We start from the raw sequence: 23,263 nt of genomic DNA, 5'->3' as shown, positions 1-23,263 counted from the left end.
CTTAATAATCGATGAAAAAATATTTCTTCGGGTAGGGATTAATTTTATAAAATTAGATACAACCATCTTCGTTAACTTCACTCAATATTAATTCAAGTAAGCTTCGAGCACACTCCTTAGCATGCCTAGTTATAATATCGAGAGCACTTGTAAAAAGGAAAGTTCCATTGGTTACTTCCCCAATAGCAAAAATACTAGAATTTATAACACCTGAATCACTTATAATTCTATAACTTGACCTGCAAACATTTAAACCACCTAAATAGTTCCTCGATATTACTTTACCTTCGAGCAACCTTGAAAACAAAACCGAATCACAATCATCTAAATACCTAGGACTTCCAGTTGCATACAAAATTTTATCTAAATAACTACCACCATCATGAAAACACATTCCACTTTTAAAAAATATACTTGGATTTATTTCACCATGAACATAACTGAGTTGCCCCGATTTAATATAATCTAAAATCTTTAATGCATTTACTCTAGGTATAGATACTCTCATTGACATTGCATTCGAAAAATAACTTGCTAAAAATAGTTCTTTGTCTTTTTTTGAAAACATACTCCATATAAGATCTATACAATCATTGGTATCGTAAAGAATCGCCTGCCAGGCGCGTGGGCCACTAGATAAATTAATTTCCCGCTGAAGAAATGAAGCTAGTGAACTTATGGGTTTGAAATTAATTGGCAGATCGTCACCATCCTGAGTTTTTTTTGTTTTCTTGTAATTATCAATCTCTTTATTATATAGATCATGCAATATTTTAAAATCCATAACATTAAAATTTGAGGATATAAAACTTCGATTCAAATACAAATTTTTGTAACGTTTTTGTGTTCCTCTCACAAAGGGAAAATTACCTGATCTAGAAAATAGAGTAATTTTCCCTCTATGCCCTGACTCAATTAGGCTAATTACTGAATCGATGGCACTAAGCCTTGACCCCACGATCCCAACATTATCATAAGGCATAATTTTTTTAGGTAAAAACTTAGTTGGGAAAGGAGTAGTCATAAAATCACCATCCTTTGAATAATCTTTTCCTTTCCCATTGAGATTACCACAGGCAAGAATTATCTTATTTGCATAAACCTCCTCACCATCACTCAAGGAAATAACAAACTCATGCTCATCTAACTTATCGATACTTACCGCCTCACCTTTTATTTTTTTTATTTCAAAGCCAGAATAGTGAGCATGCTTGCATATTTTCTCAAAAGCATCCTTCATATATATTCCAAAAAGCGCTCGTGGCAAGTAACTATCTCTCTTCACCTTTAAATTAGCAAAATCAACTCTCCACTTATTCTCACAGCACACTAACCATTTGTAGAAGTCCCCCGGACTATCTCTGAAAATCGTAATATTTTCAGCTTTGGTATTTAGAATATTTGATTCAATATCATTTCTATATGCATTACCGGGGCCTATTTCTTCTGATTTTTCTATTACTAAAAAACAGATGGCCAATGGTTCGGTATTATTACACTCCTTTATAAAATTATCTATAAAAGAAACACAAGATGCCCCACCACCAACGATAGCAATATTTAAAGACATAGCAAATCCCTTTTAGATTTAAAACACCTACTCAATTAATCTCGAATGGAAATTCCTTTTCTACTCTATCTAATTCAACATCACCAACCAGCTTAATAAGATAGAAAATCCCTTTATGCAGTTTAAATACAATCAACTCCGTTATAATTATTATTTCCTTTTGCCAAAAATGAGATTGATTAGTAGAAATTGTTATTTGTTTGACATGATCAACAAACTTTTTCACCTTCCCTCCACTTACAATTTCAACTTCCCCTGAACTCAGTGCCTTTTCAAAAAAATTGGTTCTCGTTGTACCACACAAATATATTTTCTTAGCTGAATGAAAAATATTAATAAATCCACCCGCACCCGTTACCTCTCCTCCAAAAGAGCTAGCATTGACATTCCCATACTTATCTATTTCAGCGAAGCCCAGAAATGCAACATCGATTCCACCGCCATTATAAAAGCTAAATAAATCAGACTGTTGAATGCATGCGCTAAAATTTTCTGACTCACCAAATGACATGCCTGTTTTGGGAGTCCCATTTATGACTCCTGATTCAATAGAGGAATGAAACTTTTGATTACTTTTAGCGATCCTCTCTCCTATAAGAGCCGGTAGTCCTATGCCAAAGTTCACATAAGACCAATCTTCTATTGGCTCTGCACAAGCATATTTAATAATAACCTCCTTTTCGATTCTGATGTTATCAAAATCATCATAAAATGTATAATTAGCGGAACCATAACTTGGGAAGTGTTTATTTTTTGATATCACAACATAATCAACTAAGTGCCCTGGGATATCTACTTTTTGAGCTGGTAAAATGTCCACCACACTCTCGACCTGAAAAGCAATTATACCTCCACTATTTCGAACTGCCATTGCTTGCAATAGTGCATCATGCAGAGCCGCCTCGCCAGACATTGATATATTTCCGTTCATATCTGAGACAGTTCCTCTGAGCATAGCAAAATCGGCTCCTACGCTAGGAAAATAAAGCATATCCTTACCCATGATGTTAACAACGCTTACCAATGTATTTCCTTCAATTACAAGATTACCACCATCAACTCTAGGGTCTACAAAGGAATGCAACCCTACTGAAGTAATATGGCCATCCAGTCCACTTGCTATATCCCTAAAAAGATGACTAATAACTCCCAGAGGCCAATTATGCGCTTCAATCCTCCCACTCAGCCCAAGTTTAGCTAGTGAAGGGCAATAACCCCAGAATCCACCAATAGCTCTTTTTACTAGAAATTCATTAGCAATCACATCTAATCCTTTCCCTTTTTTATCACCTGAACCAGATCCGAAAAACAATGTTAATCCTAGTGGATGCCTTTCCTCTGAAAACCGATTGGCTAGAGCATCTGTTAATTCATCGGGATGACCACAACAGCCAAACCCTCCAGGGATTACAACCGACTTATCTTTAATCAAACTTACCACATCTCTAGCTGTTGTTATTTTCACATTATCCCTTGCAGTTGTTTTACGGGTTTATATCTCGATGCCAAAATTAAGCATCCTTTCTTGGATTCCATACTATGACAAGTGCCAGGAGAACGCAGAATAAATGAACCCGGAAGAAAGGTTTTATTGTTTTCAATATAATCACCTTTTAATACCAGCACAGTCTCATAGCCAGTATGTAAGTGTTTAGGTACGAACGCATTTGGTCCATAGCGAATGAATGCCATATCTGCACCGTGAGGATCGTTGACAGTCTCATCAAATAAAACAGCTATTTCTACATTTTTTCTAAGTCCTTTTTGGTAAGTGGAAAATTCAATCCATTCAGGTAATTCAAAATCCTCACCGAAAGAAATATTCATTACTAAGTCATATGCCTCAGATTGATAAATTAATGTCACAGTATTTTACCCTCTCATCACAGAAAACTTATTTGATATATGTAAAAATAATCAGTTAGCCCTAAGCCTAATTGCTAAAACAACTCAATCGATTGATTTCTCGGCTGATAAGTTGACAAGCAAATGGTATAAGCAACAACATCTAGACTCGTATATTATTATAGCAAAACTGGAATTAAAATAGATTTTCATCCAAATAAAACCAGCTTGCTATACTTAAAGTCAAAATGGATAATTTATTTATCTATTGAAGTAATGTAAGCCGTTAATTAATTTCGCCACCAATCCAAACCGTGCCAGTAGTGCGGCCAGCGCTGCTCTTTACCTGAGTTATTTACCAGAGTGGCGAGAATCACCAGCGCAACACTGCCTAACAGAACCGGCGTCAGCAGGAAAGACCAGTTCATCACCTGCTGTCCGGCAAGAATGATCACGATCGGGTTGGCGCCGGCAGGGGGATGAACGGTTCGCGTAACCTGCATCAGCAAGATAGCCAGACCGACTGCGACGGACATGACGATCGCTGAATCTCCCAGCGTATAAAGCGCAGTCATGCCCACCGCCGCAGCGATCAGATGCCCGCCGATCACGTTACGAGGCTGTGCCAGTGGCGATGCTGGTACGGCAAACAGCAGTGCGCAGGTTGCCCCAAACGGTGCCATTAGCCAGGGTACGCCGGTTGACGCAGCCAGATACCCCAGCAGCAGGATCCCCAGAGTGCTGCCGATAAATCCCCTGACCAACTGCATCACGCCAGGTCTGGGTGGCAACTGGCCACCGCCGGATAATTTTTTCATCTCTCTCTCCTTAATGCTCAACGTTAAACCACAAGGTTCTGTGGTAGCCTTAACCGTACAGATCTATACAAGTCAAAATGTACAGATCTGTACACTTAACGGCAATGCTGATTTTGCGGGTAGAGAGGAACAATTTTGTGAGTAAAAGTGAACACATTCTGGACGTTGCTGAGACCCTGTTTAACCAGTTCGGTTATTCAGCCGTGGGGGTTGACCTGATCCGGGATCACGCCAGGGTATCTAAAACGTCGATGTACCGGCATTTTGGTTCCAAAAATAAGCTGATTGAAGCCGTGCTGACCCGACGTCATCAGCGTTTTGAAAATACGCTGGGCAAGACCGTCATCGCCGGTTCGTCCACGGAAGAGAAGCTTAATGCCCTTCTGGATTGGCATTTCGCCTGGTTTCGCGAAGCAGATTTCAAAGGCTGCATGTTTATGCACGCCTTTGCGGAGTTCAAATACGCCGATCGGCTCCTGGCCGATCGGGCACAGCAGCATAAGGCCTGGCTTAAGGCGCTGATTGCCTGCGCTTTTGACGTCGACGAAGCGCGGTCTGAGGCCTGCACGTCACTGCTCCTGACCTGGTTTGAGGGGCTGATCGTCACAGCAGAATTTGGCGAGATCGACGCCGATCGCGAACTGTACCGTTCAGGAATGCATGCGCTTGCCGCTACGCGCTTCCCCACTTATGCTCAGTAATGTCTTTGCCCTGCAGGCTTAGCACTGTCAGCCGCTAACCCTTGCCGCCCCTGGCCCCCAGCCGTGACTTATTACGACCCGTGCCGCCACTAAAGAGCGGCATCGGGTGCTCAGTCTCTGACAGCTGATGCCGCTTATACGCCCTTACTTTCAACCAAACAGATAAGTCCGGCTTTATGTTTTTTTGTCGCAAGCTTAGCCAAAATAAACTTATTCTTATTCCATCTACTATATTAAATGACGATATAAGCGCGGTTTTCATCACCGTGCTACGCTCCCGCCATAAGTTCAGATAAGAAATACTACGATCCAGGAAAGGTGCCCGATGCCCACATGGCTGACGTTAGCAATAGACTCCTTCTGGCCGATGCTGTACGCCGGCCTGACATTCACCATTCCACTCACCTTAATCTCCTTCGTGCTCGGCCTGTCGCTCGGTTTCCTGGTGGCGCTGGCGCGGTTGTATGGCCCAAAACCGTTAAAGCAGCTGGTGCGTTTCTACGTCTGGCTGATCCGCGGCACGCCGCTGCTGGTGCAGCTGTTTCTGATTTTCTACGCGCTGCCCAGCGCGGGCATCACCATTGACGCCTTTCCGGCGGCGGTGATCGGCTTTACGCTGAACATCGGTGCTTACAGCTCGGAGATCGTGCGCGCTACGCTGCTGTCGGTGCCGAAGGGACAGTGGGAAGCGGCGCATTCGATTGGCATGAGCTGGCCCCAGGCGCTGCGGCGCATCGTCATCCCGCAGGCGGCACGTATCGCCGTGCCGCCGCTGTCGAATACCTTTATTTCACTGGTAAAGGATACCTCACTGGCCTCGGTTATTACCGTGCCCGAGCTGTTCCTCGCCGCGCAGCGCATCGCTGCCGTTACCTATCAGCCGCTGATCCTCTATACCGAAGCGGCGATTATTTATCTGTTAATCAGTTCGGTATTGTCCGCCCTGCAGACGCGGCTGGAAAAAAAGCTGGAAAATACTGCCCCGCGTAAGGTGCATAGCCATGATTAAGTTATCCGGCATTGAGAAACGTTTTGATGACAACCCGGTCCTGAAGAATATCAACCTGACTATTAACGAAGGCAGCGTCACCGCGCTGATCGGCCCGTCCGGCAGCGGCAAAAGCACCCTGCTGCGCTGCATTAACCTGCTGGAGATCCCGCAGGCGGGTGAACTGACCATCGGCAGCGAGCAGATCGTCTTTACCGGCAGCCCGCGGGTGGGCAGAAACGACCTGAAGCGTATCGCCGGGCAGACCGGCATGGTATTTCAGAATTTTCAGCTGTTCCCGCACCTGACGGTGATTGAGAACATCACCGAAGGGCTGATCGTGGTACAGAAACAGTCACGTGACCAGGCGCGGGCGCGGGCGGAAGCGCTGCTGGAGAAGGTCGGTATGCTGCATAAGCGGGATGCCTGGCCGTCGACGCTTTCCGGCGGCCAGCAGCAGCGCGTGGCGATTGCCCGTGCGCTGGCACCGTCACCCAGGGTGCTGCTGTGCGACGAACCGACCTCGGCGCTGGACCCGGAACTGGCGGTGGAAGTGGTCGCGGTACTCAGGCAGCTGGCGCTGGAGGGTACCACCATGCTGATGGCCACCCACGACCTGCGGCTGGCCGCCAATATCGCCAATAACGTGGTGTTTCTGGAGGCGGGCGAAATCGTCGAATCCGGCACCTCACGCGATATTTTTACCCGGGCACAAAAGACCCGAACCCGGGCGTTTATCTCAACGCTGACCGAAACCCTGCCCGATTCATGGGAAATTTAAACCACAACCACACACGGCATTCAGGAGCACTAAGATGAAAACACTCGCAACGCTGGTCTTTGCAGGCCTGGTTCAGCTCGGCTTCGCAGGCGGCGCACTGGCTGCTGACGATCTGGCAAAAATCCAGTCCGCCGGGGTGCTGAAAATCGGTACCGAAGGCACCTATCCGCCCTTCACCTTCCATGACGCCAGCGGCAAGCTGACCGGCTTCGACGTCGAAATTGGCCGCGAAGTGGCAAAACGCCTCAACGTAAAGGCGGAATTTGTCGAGAGCAAATGGGATGGCCTGGTAGCCGGGCTGGATGCTAACCGGTATGAAGCGGTGATTAACCAGGTGTCGATCACTCCGGCACGTCAGGCGAAGTATGATTTCTCCGAACCCTATATCAGCTCCAAAGCGGCGCTGATCGTGCGTAACGACAACACCAGCGTGAAGACCTTTGAAGATCTGAACGGCAGGAAATCTGCCCAGTCGCTGACCAGCAACTTCGCAGAACTGGCGCGCAAATATAAGGCGGAGATCGTTGGTACCGACGGCTTTAACCAGTCTGTTGATCTGGTCGCCAGCGGCCGCGCCGATGCCACCATCAACGACAACCTGTCGTTCCTCGACTTTAAAAAGCATAAGCCGGACGCGCCGGTGAAAATCGTCGCCACCCAGAGTGACGCCGAGCAGGAAGGGATCCTGATCCGTAAAGGTAATCCGGAGCTGAAGGCGGCGATCGATAAGGCCTTAGCCAGCATTAAGAGTGACGGCACTTACCAGCGCATCTCGCAGCAGTACTTCGGTGCTGACGTGTCGAAATAAGGTAACAGCCCGGCGACAGGCGCGGATCTTCGCGCCTGTCGCAAAGTCCCGCTACGCCCCGCCTGTAAGCCGAGCCGCCATCTGCAAGCCGCACCGATCCGCGTTTAACAACCGTGCCAAACCCTGTAAGCCCCCTCTACTCGCCGTTTAACAATCGTGCCGCTTCATCGCCGCTGAACCACTGCGCCAGAAAATCCAGTAACGCGCGCAGCCGCGGCGACTGGTGCTGGCGTGAGGTGTAGATGGCGTAAACGCCGAGGTCCTCCAGCTGCCACTCGGGCAGCAGCGCCACCAGCTGGCCGCTGGCCAGATACGGCCCGGCGCTGAAGGTCGGCTGCATTGAAATACCGCTGCCGGCCAGCGTGGCGGCCAGCAGCATCACCGAATCGTTGGCGCTGAGATTACCGCTCACCGCCACCGCCTCCAGTTCCTCACCCCGACTGAAGTGCCACAGGCTTTTGCCAAAGTGCGAATAGGCCAGGCAGTTGTGCTGTGCGAGCTGCGCCGGCGTCTGCGGCGTGCCGCTGCGCGTCAGATAGTCCGCTGAGGCGCAGATCACCGACCGGCAGCGATGCAGCGGGCGGGCGATCAGGTTGGGCTCCAGCTGTGAGGTAATGCGCAACGCCAGATCGATGCGCTCCTCCACCAGGTTGACCCGCTGGTTGCTGATATGCAGATCGATACGGATGCGCGGGTGCTGACGCTGGAAGGTGTCAATCGCCGCCATCAGCACGCTCTGACCCAGCGACAGTGAACAGGAGACGCGCAGCAGCCCGGACAACGCGTCCCCTTCCGGCTGGTTGCTGTTCTCGATTTCCACGGCCAGCGCCATCAGCTGCTGACAGCGGGCCAGCGCATGCTCCCCGGCCGGGGTCAGGCTCAGGCGGCGGGTGCTGCGGTGCAGCAGTCGCGCCCCGGACCAGCTCTCCATCTGCGTCAGATAGCGGGTGACCATCGCCCGCGACATCGCCAGCGTTTCCGCGGCCGCCGACAGGCTGCCGCGCTGAACGATAGTGATAAAAACCTGTGCTGCGGTCAGCCTGTCCATCATATGCCCGTTTTATGCAACAATCTGTTGCCTGATAGTCGGTTTATCCGGCCCGTTTTGCAATCCACAATAGGGGACTTTTCGCATCACAGGTTAACTGCCATGAAACGTTTATCGATTTTACTGCTGGCCGGCGCGGCCAGCGCCCCGCTTTACGCCGCCGAACCGCTGCAGCTGCAGGTTTATAATCCGGGCGAAGCCAGCATTTTCCCGGTCTCCAGCGAGATCATCTCCGGCCCGCACGAGGTGGTGCTGATCGACGCCCAGTTCCAGCGTAACGACGCCGAAGAGCTGGTCAGACGCATTAAGGCCACCGGCAAAAAGCTGACCACGGTGTTTATCAGCCAGTCCGATCCCGACTACTACTTCGGCCTCGACACCATTAAGCAGGCGTTTCCACAGGCTAAGATCGTCGCCACCGCCGCCACCGTCGCGCTGATCAACCAGACCAAAGACCATAAGCTGGCGTTCTGGGGCCCGAAAATGGGCGACAACGCGCCAAAATCGCTGATCGTGCCGCAGGTGCTGGCGGGCAGCAGCTTCACCGTTGACAGCCAGATCGTTGAAGTTCAGGGCAGCCACGGCGCGGAGCCGCAGAACGGCTGGCTGTGGGTACCGGCGCTGAAAACCGTGCTCGGCGGCGTGCAGGTGTCCGGTGACAATATTCACGTCTGGCTGGCGGACGCGCAGACCAAAGCCGCGCGCGAAGTGTGGCAGCAGAAGCTGCAGGCGATCGCCGCGCTGCAGCCGCAGCGGGTGATCCCGGGGCACTTCCTGCCAGGGGCAGCGGAATCATTAGAGTCGGTTAGTTTTACGCTGAACTACCTGAAAAAAGCCGAAGAGACGCTGACGCAGACCAAAGACGCCGTCGCCTTTACCGAGGCGATGAAGGCCAGCTATCCGGCGTTGAAAGACGTGTCGAGCCTGGAACTGAGTGCGAAAGTGCTGAAAGGGGAAATGCAGTGGCCGTAACGGCGTTTGCAAAGGTAACACTGGCGTAGCGGGCGGCATTCGCAGCGGAAATCCCGTGCGGCAGAGCCGGCCTGAAACGTTCCGTTTACGGCGTCTTCAGGGCTGTGTGCGGTGACGAACGTGGCCTCGATACGTGGCGATGTTCACCGGCGTGGAGAACGCCGGTGAACGTGGCATCAGGCAATATTCAGGTACTTGTGGGTCTGCATCGACAGCCGCCAGTTGCGGGCAATACAGGTGTCGATGCACAGCTTAGTGGCATCGTCCTTCTGGCTGATCGGCTGCAGCGCGATAATCCGCGCCTTGCTGTCGCTCAGCGTCGCCAGCAGGTCGTCCAGCGCATCGACATCACGCTGGCGGGCCACCGGGTGCTTCACTTCATCGGCGCGCACCAGCGCCGAATGCAGCACGTCGTAGCCGCCGCGCATGTTGACCTTCGGCGATACCGTCACCCAGGTGGTGGCGGTGCAGCGCACCTCATGGGTGCCGCTGGTTTCTATCTGGCAGCTGAAGCCCTGCTGCTCCAGTTCGGCGGTCAGCGGCGTCAGGTCGTGAATGCACGGCTCACCGCCGGTAATCACAATATGCTGCGCCGTCCAGCCGTGCTGGCGGACAACCGCAATCAGCGCTGCGGCGTCGGCCGCACCCCAGGCGTCGGTCTCTGCCGTTTTCAGCAAAATATCGCCCAGCGAGGTTTCCCGATCGGCCAGCTTATCCCAAGTGTGTTTGGTATCACACCAGCTGCAGCCCACCGGGCATCCCTGCAGGCGGATAAAAATTGCCGGAACGCCGGTATAAATCCCTTCGCCCTGCAACGTCTGGAACATTTCATTTATCGGGTACTGCATTGACTTCTCGACTGGTGGCTAAATAACGGGCGCAGATTATGGCAGATTGCGACTGCAACACCAACCATCCTGTGCCTTCCGGCCGTCCTCAGTCGTTAAAAGGTCTCCCAGTTGCCCTCATCAGCGGCCAGCGCCTTGCGCGGAGCCGCCAGCTGCGGGGTTTTAAGCGCCGGCACCGTGGGCGTCACCCGCGCCACCGCCGCCGGCTGACCAATTTTAAACACCGCCACCGTCTGGGTCAGGCGGCTGGCCTGCTCCTCCAGCGAGGCCGAGGCCGCCGCCGACTGCTGCACCAGCGCGGCGTTCTGCTGGGTCACCCGATCCATCTCGGTGACCGCCACGCCGATCTGGTCGATACCCCGGCTCTGCTCGTCGCTGGCCGAGGCGATCTCACCCATGATATCGGTGACGCGCACCACCGCGCTGACGATTTCATTCATGGTCTCTCCGGCGGTGGTCACCTGCTGCGAACCGGAGTCGACCCGGCTGACTGAAGCTTCGATCAGGCCTTTGATCTCTTTCGCCGCCTGGGCGCTGCGCTGGGCCAGGTTACGCACCTCCCCCGCCACCACTGCAAATCCGCGGCCCTGCTCGCCGGCGCGCGCCGCTTCCACCGCGGCGTTCAGCGCCAGAATATTGGTCTGGAAAGCGATGCCGTCGATCACGCTGGTGATATCGGCAATGCGTCGCGAGCTGTCGGAGATTTCACTCATGGTTTTCACCACGCCGTCGACCACCCGGCCGCCCTTCCCGGCGGTTTCCGAGGCGTTTCTGGCCAGCACCGTTGCCTGGCGGGCGTTATCGGCGTTCTGCTTCACCGTGGCGGTCAGCTGCTCCATGCTGGCGGCGGTCTGCTCCAGCGAGGCGGCCTGCTGCTCGGTGCGCGACGAGAGGTCGCTGTTGCCCTGAGAAATCTCGCTGGCGCCGGTATAGATGGCGTTTGAGCTGTCGCGTACGTTGCTGACGGTGTTAATCAGCGAGTGCTGCATCTGCGTCAGCCCATCGGCCAGCTGGCCCATTTCGCTGCGCCCTTCGACCGCCAGCGTCTGCGACAGGTCACCGGCGGCAATGCGTTGCATATGCGCCAGCAGCTGCTGCAGCGGGTTCAGCAGCACGCGACGGATCCCCTGCCACACCGCGATCAGCAGCACCACCAGTACCACCAGCACCGACGCCAGCGTCCACAGCATATTGCTGTAGCCCTGCTGATTCTGGTCCGTACCCACCTGCAGCAGCTGACGGTTCTGCTCCCGCCACTGCTCGTAGGTGCTCTCCAGCTCGTCCTGCGCCTGCTGCGTGTCGAGATTGCCGTAGGCCTCATAGTTGTTCGCCGCGAGGAACTGTATCGACTGCTGCAGCAGACCGTGCAGCTGCTGGTAGCGCGCGCCGACCGCGTCGGCCAGCGCCGCGCTCTCGCCGCTGACCACTGGCATATTTTGATACCGGGTAAAGTGCTGCTGCGCGTCGTCCAGCGTCTCGCGCGCCTGGCCAAGCAGTTTCGCCATCGCCGCCAGCGAGGCGTCATCGGTCTGCTTCTTCAGCATGCGGATCGCCACGCGGTTAATGGTGACGCGGGTTTTGACCAGCGTCTGCCATGCGTCGCTGAGCTGCCCCTGCTGCTGGGTGAGGATCCCGGCACGGTTGAAGTTGGCCTTATCCTGGCTGATGGCGTTAAACGACAGCCCGCTGGAGACCAGCAGCAGCGCACTGAAAATGAGCAGCATAATAAGGATGCTGGTGACAACTTTAACGTTTTTGAACATGGTGCTCACTCTGTAGTGGGGAAGATGGCGGACACCACTGATTATCGGTTAACAACGGCGGGAACTTTAGCCTCGGCGGCAGGCCGGGTGCCAGAATTTGTGTAGCGACAGGCATAAAAAAACCCCGTCCGCAGACGGGGTTTTGTCGGTTATTCCGCGCCGGTGACGGCGGGGATTAACGCAGCTTACTGGCCTTTAACTTCTTTCAGGCCGTTGAATGGCGCACGGTTGCCCAGCGCTTCTTCAATACGCAGCAGCTGGTTGTACTTAGCTACGCGGTCAGAACGGCTCATAGAACCGGTTTTGATCTGGCCTGCAGCGGTACCGACCGCCAGGTCAGCGATGGTGGCATCTTCGGTTTCACCTGAACGGTGAGAGATCACCGCGGTGTAGCCGGCGTCTTTCGCCATCTTGATCGCAGCCAGGGTTTCGGTCAGTGAACCGATCTGGTTGAATTTGATCAGGATTGAGTTAGCGATGCCTTTATCGATACCTTCTTTCAGGATCTTAGTGTTGGTCACGAACAGATCGTCACCGACCAGCTGGATTTTGTCGCCCAGTACTTTGGTCTGGTATGCGAAGCCCGCCCAGTCAGATTCGTCCAGGCCGTCTTCGATAGAGACGATTGGGTAATCTTTGGTCAGGTCTTCCAGGAAGTGGGTGAACTCTTCAGAGGTGAAGGCTTTGTTGCCTTCGCCAGCCAGCACGTACTTGCCGTCTTTGTAGAATTCAGATGCCGCACAGTCCATCGCCAGGGTAACGTCTTTGCCCAGCTCGTAGCCTGCTGCTTTTACCGCTTCTGCGATAACGGCCAGTGCTTCGGCGTTAGAACCCAGGTTTGGCGCGTAGCCGCCTTCGTCGCCGACCGCGGTGCTCAGGCCTTTAGACTTCAGCACTTTTGCCAGGGTGTGGAACACTTCAGAACCGATACGCAGCGCTTCTTTCAGCGTTTTCGCGCCAACAGGCTGGATCATGAACTCCTGAATGTCGACGTTGTTGTCCGCGTGCTCGCCGCCGTTGATGATGTTCATCATTGGCAGTGGCATAGAGAACTTGCCTGCGGTGCCGTTCAGTTCAGCGATGTGCTCGTACAGCGGCTGACCTTTAGAGGCAGCGGCCGCTTTCGCAGCAGCCAGAGAAACGGCCAGGATGGCGTTAGCGCCAAACTTGGATTTGTTCTCGGTGCCGTCCAGCTCGATCATGATCTTGTCGATGTTAGCCTGGTCTTTCGCGTCTTTACCGGTTACGGCGTCAGCGATAGGACCGTTAACAGCGGCAACGGCTTTGGTTACGCCTTTGCCCAGGAAACGAGATTTGTCACCGTCACGCAGTTCCAGCGCTTCGCGGGAACCGGTAGAAGCACCTGATGGTGCCGCAGCCAGACCAACAAAGCCGCCTTCCAGGTGAACTTCTGCTTCTACAGTCGGGTTACCACGGGAGTCGATGATTTCGCGGCCGATGACTTTTACGATTTTGGACATTAGTTTTTCCTCAGTACAAGTTAACTTAAACTTAGACAACAACGCCCTGAGACCGAAGTTCAGGGCGTTATGAAAACACTTATTTTGCCAAACGCTTCTGGAACTCGTTTGCTGCCTTCACGAAGCCGCTGAACAGCGGATGTCCGTCACGCGGCGTGGAGGTGAACTCCGGGTGGAACTGACACGCAACATACCACGGGTGGTCAGGGATCTCGATGATCTCCACCAGCTGGTCGTCGCCGGAACGACCCGCGACGCGCAGGCCGGCCGCTTCAATCTGCTGCAACAGCATATTGTTCACTTCATAGCGGTGACGGTGACGCTCAACGATGGTGTCGCTGCCGTACAGCTTGCGCACCAGGCTGTCATCGGTCAGCTGGCACTGCTGGCTGCCCAGACGCATGGTGCCGCCCAGGTCGCTCTGCTCGGTGCGCTGCTCAACGTTGCCTTCTTCATCACGCCATTCGGTGATCAGCGCCACCACCGGGTACTTACAGTCCGGCTGGAATTCGGTGGAGTTGGCACCAGGCATGTTCGCCACGTTGCGGGCGAACTCCATCAGCGCCACCTGCATACCCAGGCAGATGCCGAGGTACGGGATATTATTCTCGCGCGCATACTGCGCGGTCATGATCTTGCCTTCCACGCCACGGTAGCCGAAGCCGCCCGGGATCAGGATAGCATCCAGATCCTTCAGCACTTCCACACCGCGGGTTTCCACATCCTGCGAGTCGATCAGCTTAATGTTGACCGTGACGCGGTTTTTCAGGCCGCCGTGCTTAAGGGCTTCAATCACCGACTTATAGGCATCCGGCAGCTCAACGTACTTGCCGACCATACCGATGGTCACTTCCGCGCCCGGATTAGCTTCTTCGTAAATCACCTGCTCCCACTCGGCCAGGTTGGCTTCCGGTGCGTTCAGGTTGAAACGTTTGCAGATAAAGTCGTCGAGGCCCTGCGATTTCAGCATGCCCGGGATCTTGTAGATCGAGTCGACGTCTTTCAGCGAGATCACCGCTTTTTCCGGCACGTTACAGAACAGCGCAATCTTGGCGCGTTCGTTGGCCGGTACGGCGCGGTCAGAGCGGCAGATCAGCACGTCTGGCTGAATGCCGATCGACAGCAGCTCTTTCACCGAGTGCTGGGTAGGTTTGGTTTTCACTTCACCGGCGGCGGCCATATAGGGCACCAGGGTCAGGTGCATATACATGGTGTGCTCGCGGCCCACATCCACCGCCATCTGACGGATGGCTTCAAGGAACGGCAGAGACTCGATATCACCGACGGTGCCACCAATTTCAACCAGCACCACATCGTGGCCTTCGCCGCCTTCGATGATGCGCTCTTTGATGGCATTGGTAATGTGTGGGATCACCTGAATGGTCGCGCCCAGATAGTCACCGCGACGCTCTTTGCGCAGCACTTCTGAGTAGATACGGCCGGTGGTGAAGTTGTTGCGGCGGCTCATCTTGGTGCGAATGAAACGCTCGTAGTGACCGAGATCCAGATCGGTTTCTGCGCCGTCGTCGGTGACGTACACTTCACCGTGCTGAGTCGGGCTCATGGTGCCCGGATCGACGTTGATATACGGATCCAGCTTCATGATGGTCACGTTAAGACCGCGCGCTTCAAGGATTGCAGCCAGGGAAGCGGCAGCAATGCCTTTACCCAGAGAGGAAACGACCCCGCCGGTCACAAAAATATAGTTCGTTGTCATGCTGAACCTGAGAATGTAGGTTTAAAGACGATGGAATGAAATACCAGGACGGGAAAATAGTATACCCGAAACACCCCGGAACGACAATTGATCGTTTCCGGTTGTGTTACCGCCACCGCATTTACCGCCCTGACATTACCTGATTTCGCCACGCAGAAGGTTGACGCGCGTCACATTTTTGTTGAATCGTGTCAGCCAATTATTCCTCTGACTTTACCTGCTGCCACGCGGCCTCCATCTGCTCCAGCGTCGCCTGCGGCATACTCATCCCCTGAGCGGCGATAATCTGCTCAACCTGGCGGAAGCGCCGTTCAAATTTGGTATTGGCCTTTTGCAGCGCGGTTTCGGCTTTCTTGCCCAGATGGCGCGACAGATTGACCGTGGCAAACAGCAAATCGCCGATCTCCTCTTCAAGCTTCTGCTCGTCGATCACCGCCTGCTTCGCCTCGTGCATCACCTCGTCGATCTCTTCATACACTTTGTCCAGCACCGGCCCGAGGGTGGTCCAGTCGAAGCCGACGTTGCTGCAGCGTTTCTGGATTTTGTGCGCGCGCATCAGCGCCGGCAGCGCGGCGGGAATATCGTCCAGCGCCGAGTGCTGCGCCTTATCCGCCCGCTCCTCGCTTTTAATCTGCTCCCAGTTAACCAGCACCTCGGCGCTGCTGCCGGCTTGTGCATCGGCAAAGATATGCGGGTGGCGGCGCTCCAGCTTGTCGCTGATGGCGGTGCAGATGTCGTTGAAGTCGAAACGCCCCTGCTCCTGCGCCATCTGCGCATAGAACACCACCTGGAACAGCAGATCGCCCAGCTCGCCGCGCAGGTCGTCGAAGTCGGCGCGGTTGATCGCGTCGATCACCTCATAGGTCTCTTCCAGCGTATAGGGTGCGATGGTGGCAAAGGTCTGCTCGCGATCCCACGGGCAGCCGTGCTCAGGGTCGCGCAGGGTTTTCATGATGCCGAGCAGGCGATCGAGAGAAGTCATAGTTTCATCCATTTAAGTGTGAGAAAGAGTAATTCGCTGCCGGTTTCAGTACCCGTCTGAACCAATGAGCCCGCTATACGAACCCATCGCTGCCGGTTCCGGTGCCCGGCGTATCGGGTATATCCGGAACGCGGACACGCTATAAACACATCCATGTGCGCTCGGCGGCGGCCATCCCTGGCCGCCGACGGTCCGCTAACCCGGATATACCCGATTGCCCGTAACGACGGAAGTCGCTGCCTGACAGCACATCCGGCTTTTGCTATGCAGCAGGTAGTTTAAACGTTAAAAACAGCGATACAACAGGCAGAAAGGGAGGGCGCTGGCGGACAGGTTAGCCGGGCGTACGGCGCAAGGATGCGCCGTCCGAGCCCACAGGGAGGTGTTTACGGCGTCCCGGCGTTCTGCCGCCTGCGGCCGAACCCAGCACAGGAACGAGAAGCTACGCCCTTAAAACAGCGACACAAACGTCAGAAAGGGAGGCCGCTGGCGAGCAGGTTAACCGGGCATCAGAGCCTGTAGCGACTTTACGTCTGCCGCCGTTAATGCAGACGTTTGGCATCTATTATGTCTGGCACCTGGTTGAGTCTTGCCAGCACCCGGCTCAGCACCTGCTGGTTATAGATCTCGATATCCATATCGATGGTCGCCAGCTGCTTTTTGGTGTCGCTGTGGCTGGAGACGCCCAGCACGTTGACCTTCTCATTGGCAAGGATGGTGGTGATATCGCGTAACAGGCCGCTGCGATCGTTGGCGGTCACGCGCACCACCAGCGAATAACCGCTGGAATAGGTTTCCCCCCACACCGCGTCAACAATGCGCTCCGGCGCGTGCGACATCAGATCGGCCAGCTGGTCACAGTCGGCACGGTGGATCGAAATGCCGCGCCCCTGGGTAATAAAACCGGTGATATCGTCGCCGGGGATCGGCTGGCAGCAGCGGGCGATGTGGTGCATCAGGTTGCCGACCCCTTCCACCACCACCCTGCCGCTCTCTTTGCTGCGCGGCACGCTGCTGGCGGTTTTCTGCGTCAGCTGGCGCAGCGCTTCGCGATCTTCCTCTTCGGCGCTCGGCTTGTTGAGCTTCGACTGCAGGTAGTTGCTCATCTGGTTGAGGCGAATATCGCCGCCACCGATCGCCGCCAGCAGTTCATCGAGGGTATGGAAGTTATAGCGCGGCAGCAGCAGCCGCTCGGCGTCCTTCAGGCTGATATCGAGATGATCCAGCTCGCTGTCAAGGATCTGCCGCCCGGCGATGATGTTCTTATCGCGATCCTGCTTGCGGAACCAGGCGTGGATCTTCGAGCGTCCGCGGCTGGTGGTAATGTAACCAAGGTTCGGGTTCAGCCAGTCGCGGCTCGGATTCGGCTGTTTCTGGGTGATAATGTCGATCTGATCGCCCATCTGCAGCTGATAGGTGAACGGCACGATGCGTCCACCGATCTTGGCGCCGATGCAGCGGTGGCCGATATCACTGTGGATATGGTAGGCGAAGTCGAGCGGCGTCGAGCCGGCCGGCAGGTCGACAACGTCGCCTTTCGGGGTAAACACGTAGACCCGGTCATCAAACACCTGGCTGCGAACTTCATCGAGCATTTCGCCCGAATCCGCCATCTCTTCCTGCCAGGTAATCAGCTTACGCAGCCAGGCAATGCGCCCTTCATGGCCGGACGCCCCACGGGCGCTGCCGGAGGTTGAGCCCTCTTTATACTTCCAGTGGGCGGCCACCCCCAGCTCGGCATCTTCATGCATCTGCCGGGTGCGGATCTGAATTTCAACGGTTTTGCCCTTCGGCCCGAGCACCACGGTGTGGATCGACTGATAGCCATTGGGCTTTGGGTTAGCGACATAGTCATCAAACTCGTTCGGCAGGTGGCGATACAGCGTATGCACGATACCCAGCGCGCCATAGCAGTCCTGCAGGCGTTCAGCGACGATGCGCACCGCGCGCACGTCGAACAGCTCGTCAAAGGCCAGCGCCTTTTTCTGCATCTTGCGCCAGATGCTGTAGATATGTTTCGGCCGGCCATACACCTCGGCCTTGACACCCTCTTTCTTGATCTCCGCGCGCAGAGACTCAACGAAGGTATCAATATAGCCTTCGCGATCGATGCGCCGCTCGTGCAGCAGTTTGGCAATGCGTTTGTATTCATCGGGGTGCAGGTAGCGGAAGCAGAAGTCTTCCAGCTCCCACTTCAGCTGGCCGATGCCGAGGCGGTTGGCCAGCGGGGCGTAAATATTGGTGCACTCTTTCGCCGCCAGCACGCGCTCGTCTTCCGGCGCGTCCTTCACCTCACGCAGGTGAGCAATACGCTCCGCCAGCTTGATCACCACGCAGCGGAAATCTTCCACCATCGCCAGCAGCATGCGGCGCACGTTATCCACCTGCTCGGAGGCCATCGAGTCGTTATGGGTGGCTTTCAGCTGGCGGATGGCGTCCATATCGCGCACGCCGTGCACCAGCAGCACGATAGCCTTGCCGAAATGCTCTTCCAGCACCGCTTCGCTGACTACCCCGGCGTCGGCCAGCGGGAACAGCAGCGAGGCCTGCAGGGTTTCAAGATCCATGCTGAGCATGGAGAGGATCTCCACCATCTCCACGCCGCGCCACAGCAGCAGCGTGGCGTCCGGATGGTCCTGGGTCGCCGTTTCACAATAGCGCCAGGTTTCGGCCAGACGTTCACATGACTGTTGGTTAGCGATCCCCAGACTGGTGATCCACTGGTCGGGCGCAAACTCACCGGCCGTATTCAGATGTGCACTTCTTACCGCAACCATATCCTCTCCTGCACGCCCCCCGGTTCGGGGGACCCTTTTCGGCTAAACAGCACCATGAGCCCCGGCACGCGCGATATCACACCCCGCCGCGCACCCTGACCCGTTCCCATTTGGTAGCCGGACGTCAGTACTCTCTGACCGTCCCATGCCCGTCTTCATTCTGTTCAGCGAAACATTATACGCAGCCTTCCCCCCGAATGCTGCAACGCCCTCCACACCTGCGACATTTTAAGCCACTTTTCCGGTTGTGAGAGTAAAACTTCCCATTGTGAAGCGGTAAAACAGCACGCAATTCTGTCGCTGTCGGCCTTATCCAGGGCAGTGTAGGCCATTTCTGCCGACTCGTCAGGCGACTCGCATCAGGGATGATTACGCAGCAACGACCCCCTGCCAGCAGGGCGTTTCGTATTGCGTCAGCCATCGCCGGGTTCGTGGCAGCTGATGCTTATGCGAAAACCGTTCCAGTTTTACGCTAAACTTCGCTGAATGCCTGCGCCTGACGCCGCCTTCGCCGCTGAACATATTAACGCCGTCAGTGCGCACGCACGCTGCACGCTAAAACGGTGCAAGGCGCAGGGCTTGCTCCATAACGAGGCACCAGAACAGGGCATTCGCAGATATCGCCCAGCTCAGTCCCGCTCAGCGGACCAAAACCTCTTTATGATGCGCGGCTTTTGGGCTGCCAGTTCCGGCGCAGAGAGAGTAGAATTGCGTCATTCGTTTCACCGCTGGCTCACGGCGGTGGCAATCATCCACCGTCGCCCTCCGGCGACCCGGGATTCGGCCAGGACGCACCCGCTCGGCGAAGGATCGCCCAGGCCTCGCACAGGGAATACAGCATGACCAAATACAGCCTGCGGGCGCGCATGATGATTCTGATACTCGCCCCCACGTTGATGATCGGGCTGCTGCTGTCGACCTTTTTCGTGGTCAACCGTTATAACGAACTGCAGCGTCAGCTTACCGATGCCGGTACCAACATCATTGAACCGCTGGCGGTCTCCAGCGAGTATGGCATGACCTTTCACAGCCGCGAGTCCGTGCGTCAGCTGGTCAGCCTGCTGCACCGTCGTCATTCAGAAATTGTGCGGGCAATCTCGGTATTCGACGATAAAAATCAGCTGTTCGTCACCTCGAACTACCATCAGTCGCCCGATCTGCTGCGCCTGCCGGACCATGCGCCGCTCAGTGGAAAATACTTAAAAGAGCGGCACGGCAATTCGGTGATCCTGCGCACGCCGATCCTTTCGGAAAGCTACTTCCCCGATGAGTCCCCGGGGCAGGAGGCGAAGCCAACCGGCAATCCGCTGGGCTACGTGGTGATTGAACTCGACCTGCAGTCGGTGCGGCTGCAGCAGTACAAAGAGGTATTCATCTCCACCCTGCTGCTGCTGCTGTGCCTGTGCATCGCCATGCTGTTCGCCTACCGGCTGATGCGTGACGTCACCGGGCCGATCCGCAACATGGTCAGCACCGTCGACCGCATCCGTCGCGGCCAGCTCGACAGCCGGGTCGAAGGCTATATGCTCGGCGAACTCGACGTACTGAAAAACGGCATTAACTCGATGGCAATGTCGCTGACCGCTTACCACGAAGAGATGCAGCAGAACATCGACCAGGCAACCTCCGACCTGCGGGAAACGCTGGAGCAGATGGAGATCCAGAACGTTGAGCTGGACCTGGCGAAAAAACGCGCCCAGGAAGCGGCGCGCATCAAGTCCGAGTTCCTCGCCAATATGTCCCACGAGCTGCGCACCCCGCTCAACGGCGTGATCGGCTTTACCCGCCAGACGCTGAAAACCGCGCTGAACACCACCCAGCGTGACTATCTCAACACCATCGAACGCTCGGCCAACAACCTGCTGAGCATCATTAACGACGTGCTGGACTTCTCCAAGCTTGAGGCCGGCAAGCTGGTGCTGGAGACCATTCCGTTCCCGCTGCGCGCCACGCTGGATGAAGTGGTGGTGCTGCTGGCACAGTCGGCGCATGAGAAAGGGCTGGAGCTGACGCTGAATATTCAGAGTGACGTGCCGGATAACGCCATCGGCGATCCGCTGCGCCTGCAGCAGATCGTGGTCAACCTGCTGGGTAACGCGATTAAATTCACCGAGCGCGGCAACGTCGATATCCGGGTGGAGAAACGCGCGCTGAGCAATAATCGCATGGAGCTGGAGGTGCAGATCCACGACAGCGGCATCGGAATTTCCGAGAAACAGCAGTCCCAGCTGTTCCAGGCCTTTCGCCAGGCGGACGCCAGCATCTCACGCCGCCACGGCGGCACCGGGCTGGGGCTGGTGATCACGCAGAGGCTGGTGGGCGAGATGGGCGGTGAGATCTCCTTCCACAGCCGGCTGAACCACGGTTCGACCTTCTGGTTCCATATCAACCTGGCGCTGAACCCTAATGCCGCCAGCGACCCGCGGGTGATGGACTGCATTGCCGGGCACCGGCTGGCCTACGTTGAGGCCAACGTGGCGGCGGCGCGCGCCACGCTGGAGATGCTCAACGCCACGCCGATGCACGTCAGCTACAGCCCGACGCTGGAGGAGCTGCCGGACGCCCACTTTGACGTGCTGCTGCTGGGGATGCCGGTCAGCGCGGTGCCGGAGGCCGGGCTCGGCGGCGAGCAGCTGAAACCGCTGCTGCAGCGCGCCGACAACCTGATTCTGGCGCTGCCTTTCCAGATGCAGATGTGGTCTGAAGAACTGAAAGCGCGCGGGGTGACCGCCTGCCTGGTTAAGCCGCTGTCGATGACCCGGCTGCTGCCCGCGCTGGTCGACTACCATTCGCGGGAGAGCCGACCGCAGCCGCTGCATACGCGTCTGCCGCTGCGGGTGATGGCGGTGGATGATAATCCGGCCAACCTTAAGCTGATTGGTGCCCTGCTGGAGGAGCAGGCCGAGGAGATCGTGCTGTGCGACAGCGGTGAAGCGGCGATCCAGCAGGCGCGGCTGCAGAAGCTGGACATTATTCTGATGGATATCCAGATGCCGGACATCGACGGCCTGCGCGCCAGCGAGGCGATCCGCGCCCTGCCACAGCATGCAACCACGCCGATCGTCGCCGTCACCGCCCACGCGCTGGAGGGGGAACGCGAACAGCTGATCCACGCGGGGATGAATGACTATCTGGCAAAACCGATCGACGAGCAGAAGCTGAGCGTGCTGCTGGCACGCTATGCCCTGCCGCAGGGTGGCGAACGGCTACCGGTAATCGACGTGCCGGCCTCGCTGGACTGGTCGCTGGCGCTGCGCCAGGCCGCCAATAAGCCCGACCTGGCGGAAGATCTGCTGCGGATGCTGGTGGATTTCCTGCCCGAGGTGCAGAGACTGGTGGAGGAGTCGATGGCGGAGAACAACGCCGCCAGCCTGCGCGATATCATTCACAAGCTGCACGGCAGCGCCAGCTACAGCGGCGTGCCGCGTATGAAGCAGCTTTGCCAGCAGCTGGAGCAGGGCCTGCGCCAGCAGCAGGATATTGCGGCGGTGGAGCCGGAGCTGTTTGAACTGCTGGACGAGATAGAAAACGTGGCGGGGCTGGCGAAGAAACGTCTGAAGCTGTAAGGCATGGCAGGAACGGTAACAGTGCCACCTCCCGACAGAGCTGCCGGCGATCGCCGGCTGGCGTGCAGCACCGGGAACACCGGTCTCTCTGTCGGCAGCGGGCAGGTCAGCCCAACTTTTGCCGGGCATCGCCCGGCAGCAGTTTTATTTCAGCAGCTGCGCCCACTGTTCCACCCACGGCGAGGTGACCTCTTCCGGTTCCGGGTTCTCACCCGCGTCCACCAGCAGCACCTCGCCCACGCGCACCGCGCTGTGCTCCTGCAGCAGCGCGTCAAACTGTTTGCCAGCGCCGCAGAAGTTGCTGTAGCTGCTGTCGCCCAGCGCAATTACGCCGTAACGCAGCGTCGGCTGGTAGCCCAGCTGGTCTTTCATCGCGTGGAACAGCGGCGCAATGCTGTCCGGCAGGTCGCCCTGCCCGGTGGTGGAGGTAATCACCAACGCCACCTTATCGGCATAACGCTGCCAGTCCGCCAGCGAAGCATCATCGTAAATTTTCACCTGGTGGCCGGCCGCCACCAGCAACGGCTCGGCCTCTTCCGCCACCAGCAGCGCGTTACCGTATACGGTGCCCACAAAAATACCGACTTCAGCCATCTTG

Annotated in this window: 18 protein-coding genes; 6 read left to right on the top strand and 12 right to left on the bottom strand. The window is 55.7% G+C overall.

All coding sequences use genetic code 11. The features are described 5' to 3' along the window. Positions 1-52: 52 nt before the first annotated feature. From ASF13_RS23140 to ASF13_RS02355, 4 genes are all read right to left on the bottom strand, one after another. Positions 53-1,570: an FAD/NAD(P)-binding protein gene (locus ASF13_RS23140; protein ID WP_072166259.1), complete on the bottom strand. Its 1,518-nt coding sequence runs from the start codon at positions 1,568-1,570 to the stop codon at positions 53-55. A gap of 31 nt (positions 1,571-1,601) precedes the next feature. After that, positions 1,602-3,035, bottom strand: coding sequence for a CoA-transferase (locus ASF13_RS02360; RefSeq protein WP_072166258.1), 1,434 nt, complete (start codon positions 3,033-3,035; stop codon positions 1,602-1,604). Then, a complete protein-coding gene (locus tag ASF13_RS23135; protein WP_146005439.1) occupies positions 3,032-3,436 on the bottom strand; it encodes a cupin domain-containing protein in 405 nt (134 codons plus the stop codon). Before ASF13_RS23135 ends, ASF13_RS02360 begins: the two co-directional genes overlap by 4 nt. 269 nt (positions 3,437-3,705) lie before the next feature. Beyond that, on the bottom strand, positions 3,706-4,233 hold the full coding sequence (locus ASF13_RS02355; RefSeq protein ID WP_056232110.1) for an HPP family protein: 528 nt from the start codon (positions 4,231-4,233) through the stop codon (positions 3,706-3,708). Between the two features lie 104 nt (positions 4,234-4,337). On the opposite strand from ASF13_RS02355, the gene ASF13_RS02350 reads away from it, so the two are divergent. The 4 genes from ASF13_RS02350 to ASF13_RS02335 all read left to right on the top strand — a co-directional run bounded on the left by ASF13_RS02350 (position 4,338) and on the right by ASF13_RS02335 (position 7,511). After that, on the top strand, positions 4,338-4,934 hold the full coding sequence (locus ASF13_RS02350; protein ID WP_199177614.1) for a TetR/AcrR family transcriptional regulator: 597 nt from the start codon (positions 4,338-4,340) through the stop codon (positions 4,932-4,934). Positions 4,935-5,259: 325 nt separating this feature from the next. After that, positions 5,260-5,943 carry an amino acid ABC transporter permease gene (locus ASF13_RS02345; protein ID WP_056232103.1) on the top strand — a complete coding sequence of 228 codons (684 nt, stop codon included), beginning with the start codon at positions 5,260-5,262 and terminating at the stop codon, positions 5,941-5,943. Then, positions 5,936-6,703 (top strand): amino acid ABC transporter ATP-binding protein, encoded by a 768-nt coding sequence (locus tag ASF13_RS02340; protein WP_056232101.1) that lies wholly within the window; start codon positions 5,936-5,938, stop codon positions 6,701-6,703. The genes ASF13_RS02345 and ASF13_RS02340 overlap by 8 nt, the downstream gene beginning before the upstream one ends. Before the next feature lie 34 nt (positions 6,704-6,737). Continuing rightward, the gene (locus ASF13_RS02335) at positions 6,738-7,511 is read left to right on the top strand and encodes an amino acid ABC transporter substrate-binding protein (RefSeq protein WP_056232099.1); all 774 of its coding nucleotides are present in this window, start codon (positions 6,738-6,740) and stop codon (positions 7,509-7,511) included. A gap of 136 nt (positions 7,512-7,647) precedes the next feature. Here the strand turns inward: ASF13_RS02335 and ASF13_RS02330 are convergent, their stop codons facing one another. Then, positions 7,648-8,559: a LysR family transcriptional regulator gene (locus ASF13_RS02330; protein ID WP_056232361.1), complete on the bottom strand. Its 912-nt coding sequence runs from the start codon at positions 8,557-8,559 to the stop codon at positions 7,648-7,650. Between the two features lie 102 nt (positions 8,560-8,661). On the opposite strand from ASF13_RS02330, the gene ASF13_RS02325 reads away from it, so the two are divergent. Beyond that, the gene (locus tag ASF13_RS02325; protein ID WP_056232097.1) at positions 8,662-9,531 is read left to right on the top strand and encodes an MBL fold metallo-hydrolase; all 870 of its coding nucleotides are present in this window, start codon (positions 8,662-8,664) and stop codon (positions 9,529-9,531) included. A 176-nt stretch (positions 9,532-9,707) separates the two neighbouring features. Here ASF13_RS02325 and queE read toward each other — a convergent pair whose 3' ends face one another. The 6 genes from queE to relA form a co-directional block, all read right to left on the bottom strand. Next, positions 9,708-10,379, bottom strand: coding sequence for a 7-carboxy-7-deazaguanine synthase QueE (gene queE, locus ASF13_RS02320; protein ID WP_056232094.1), 672 nt, complete (start codon positions 10,377-10,379; stop codon positions 9,708-9,710). Between the two features lie 95 nt (positions 10,380-10,474). Next, the gene (locus ASF13_RS02315; RefSeq protein ID WP_056232093.1) at positions 10,475-12,142 is read right to left on the bottom strand and encodes a methyl-accepting chemotaxis protein; all 1,668 of its coding nucleotides are present in this window, start codon (positions 12,140-12,142) and stop codon (positions 10,475-10,477) included. A gap of 185 nt (positions 12,143-12,327) precedes the next feature. Then, complete coding sequence (eno, locus tag ASF13_RS02310) at positions 12,328-13,623, bottom strand: phosphopyruvate hydratase (protein WP_056232090.1); 1,296 nt, start codon at positions 13,621-13,623, stop codon at positions 12,328-12,330. 79 nt (positions 13,624-13,702) lie between these two features. Then, entirely contained in the window at positions 13,703-15,340 is a 1,638-nt protein-coding gene (pyrG, locus tag ASF13_RS02305) for a glutamine hydrolyzing CTP synthase (RefSeq protein ID WP_056232088.1), read from the bottom strand. 199 nt (positions 15,341-15,539) lie between these two features. Further along, positions 15,540-16,322: a nucleoside triphosphate pyrophosphohydrolase gene (gene mazG, locus ASF13_RS02300; RefSeq protein ID WP_200929761.1), complete on the bottom strand. Its 783-nt coding sequence runs from the start codon at positions 16,320-16,322 to the stop codon at positions 15,540-15,542. Positions 16,323-16,864: 542 nt separating this feature from the next. Next, positions 16,865-19,099, bottom strand: coding sequence for a GTP diphosphokinase (gene relA, locus ASF13_RS02295; protein ID WP_056232085.1), 2,235 nt, complete (start codon positions 19,097-19,099; stop codon positions 16,865-16,867). 839 nt (positions 19,100-19,938) lie between these two features. Between relA and barA the strand changes: the two genes are divergently transcribed. Further along, entirely contained in the window at positions 19,939-22,665 is a 2,727-nt protein-coding gene (gene barA / locus ASF13_RS02290) for a two-component sensor histidine kinase BarA (protein ID WP_056232082.1), read from the top strand. 144 nt (positions 22,666-22,809) lie between these two features. On the opposite strand, the gene ASF13_RS02285 is transcribed toward barA, so the two are convergent. Beyond that, positions 22,810-23,259: a flavodoxin gene (locus ASF13_RS02285; protein WP_056232079.1), complete on the bottom strand. Its 450-nt coding sequence runs from the start codon at positions 23,257-23,259 to the stop codon at positions 22,810-22,812. Between the last annotated feature and the right edge of the window lie 4 nt (positions 23,260-23,263).

Origin of the sequence: Erwinia sp. Leaf53, from assembly GCF_001422605.1 — a bacterium.
Taxonomy (GTDB): Bacteria; Pseudomonadota; Gammaproteobacteria; order Enterobacterales; family Enterobacteriaceae; genus Erwinia.
Note: the sequence above shows the minus strand (reverse complement) of the source record. Positions and strands in the feature narration are given on the sequence as shown.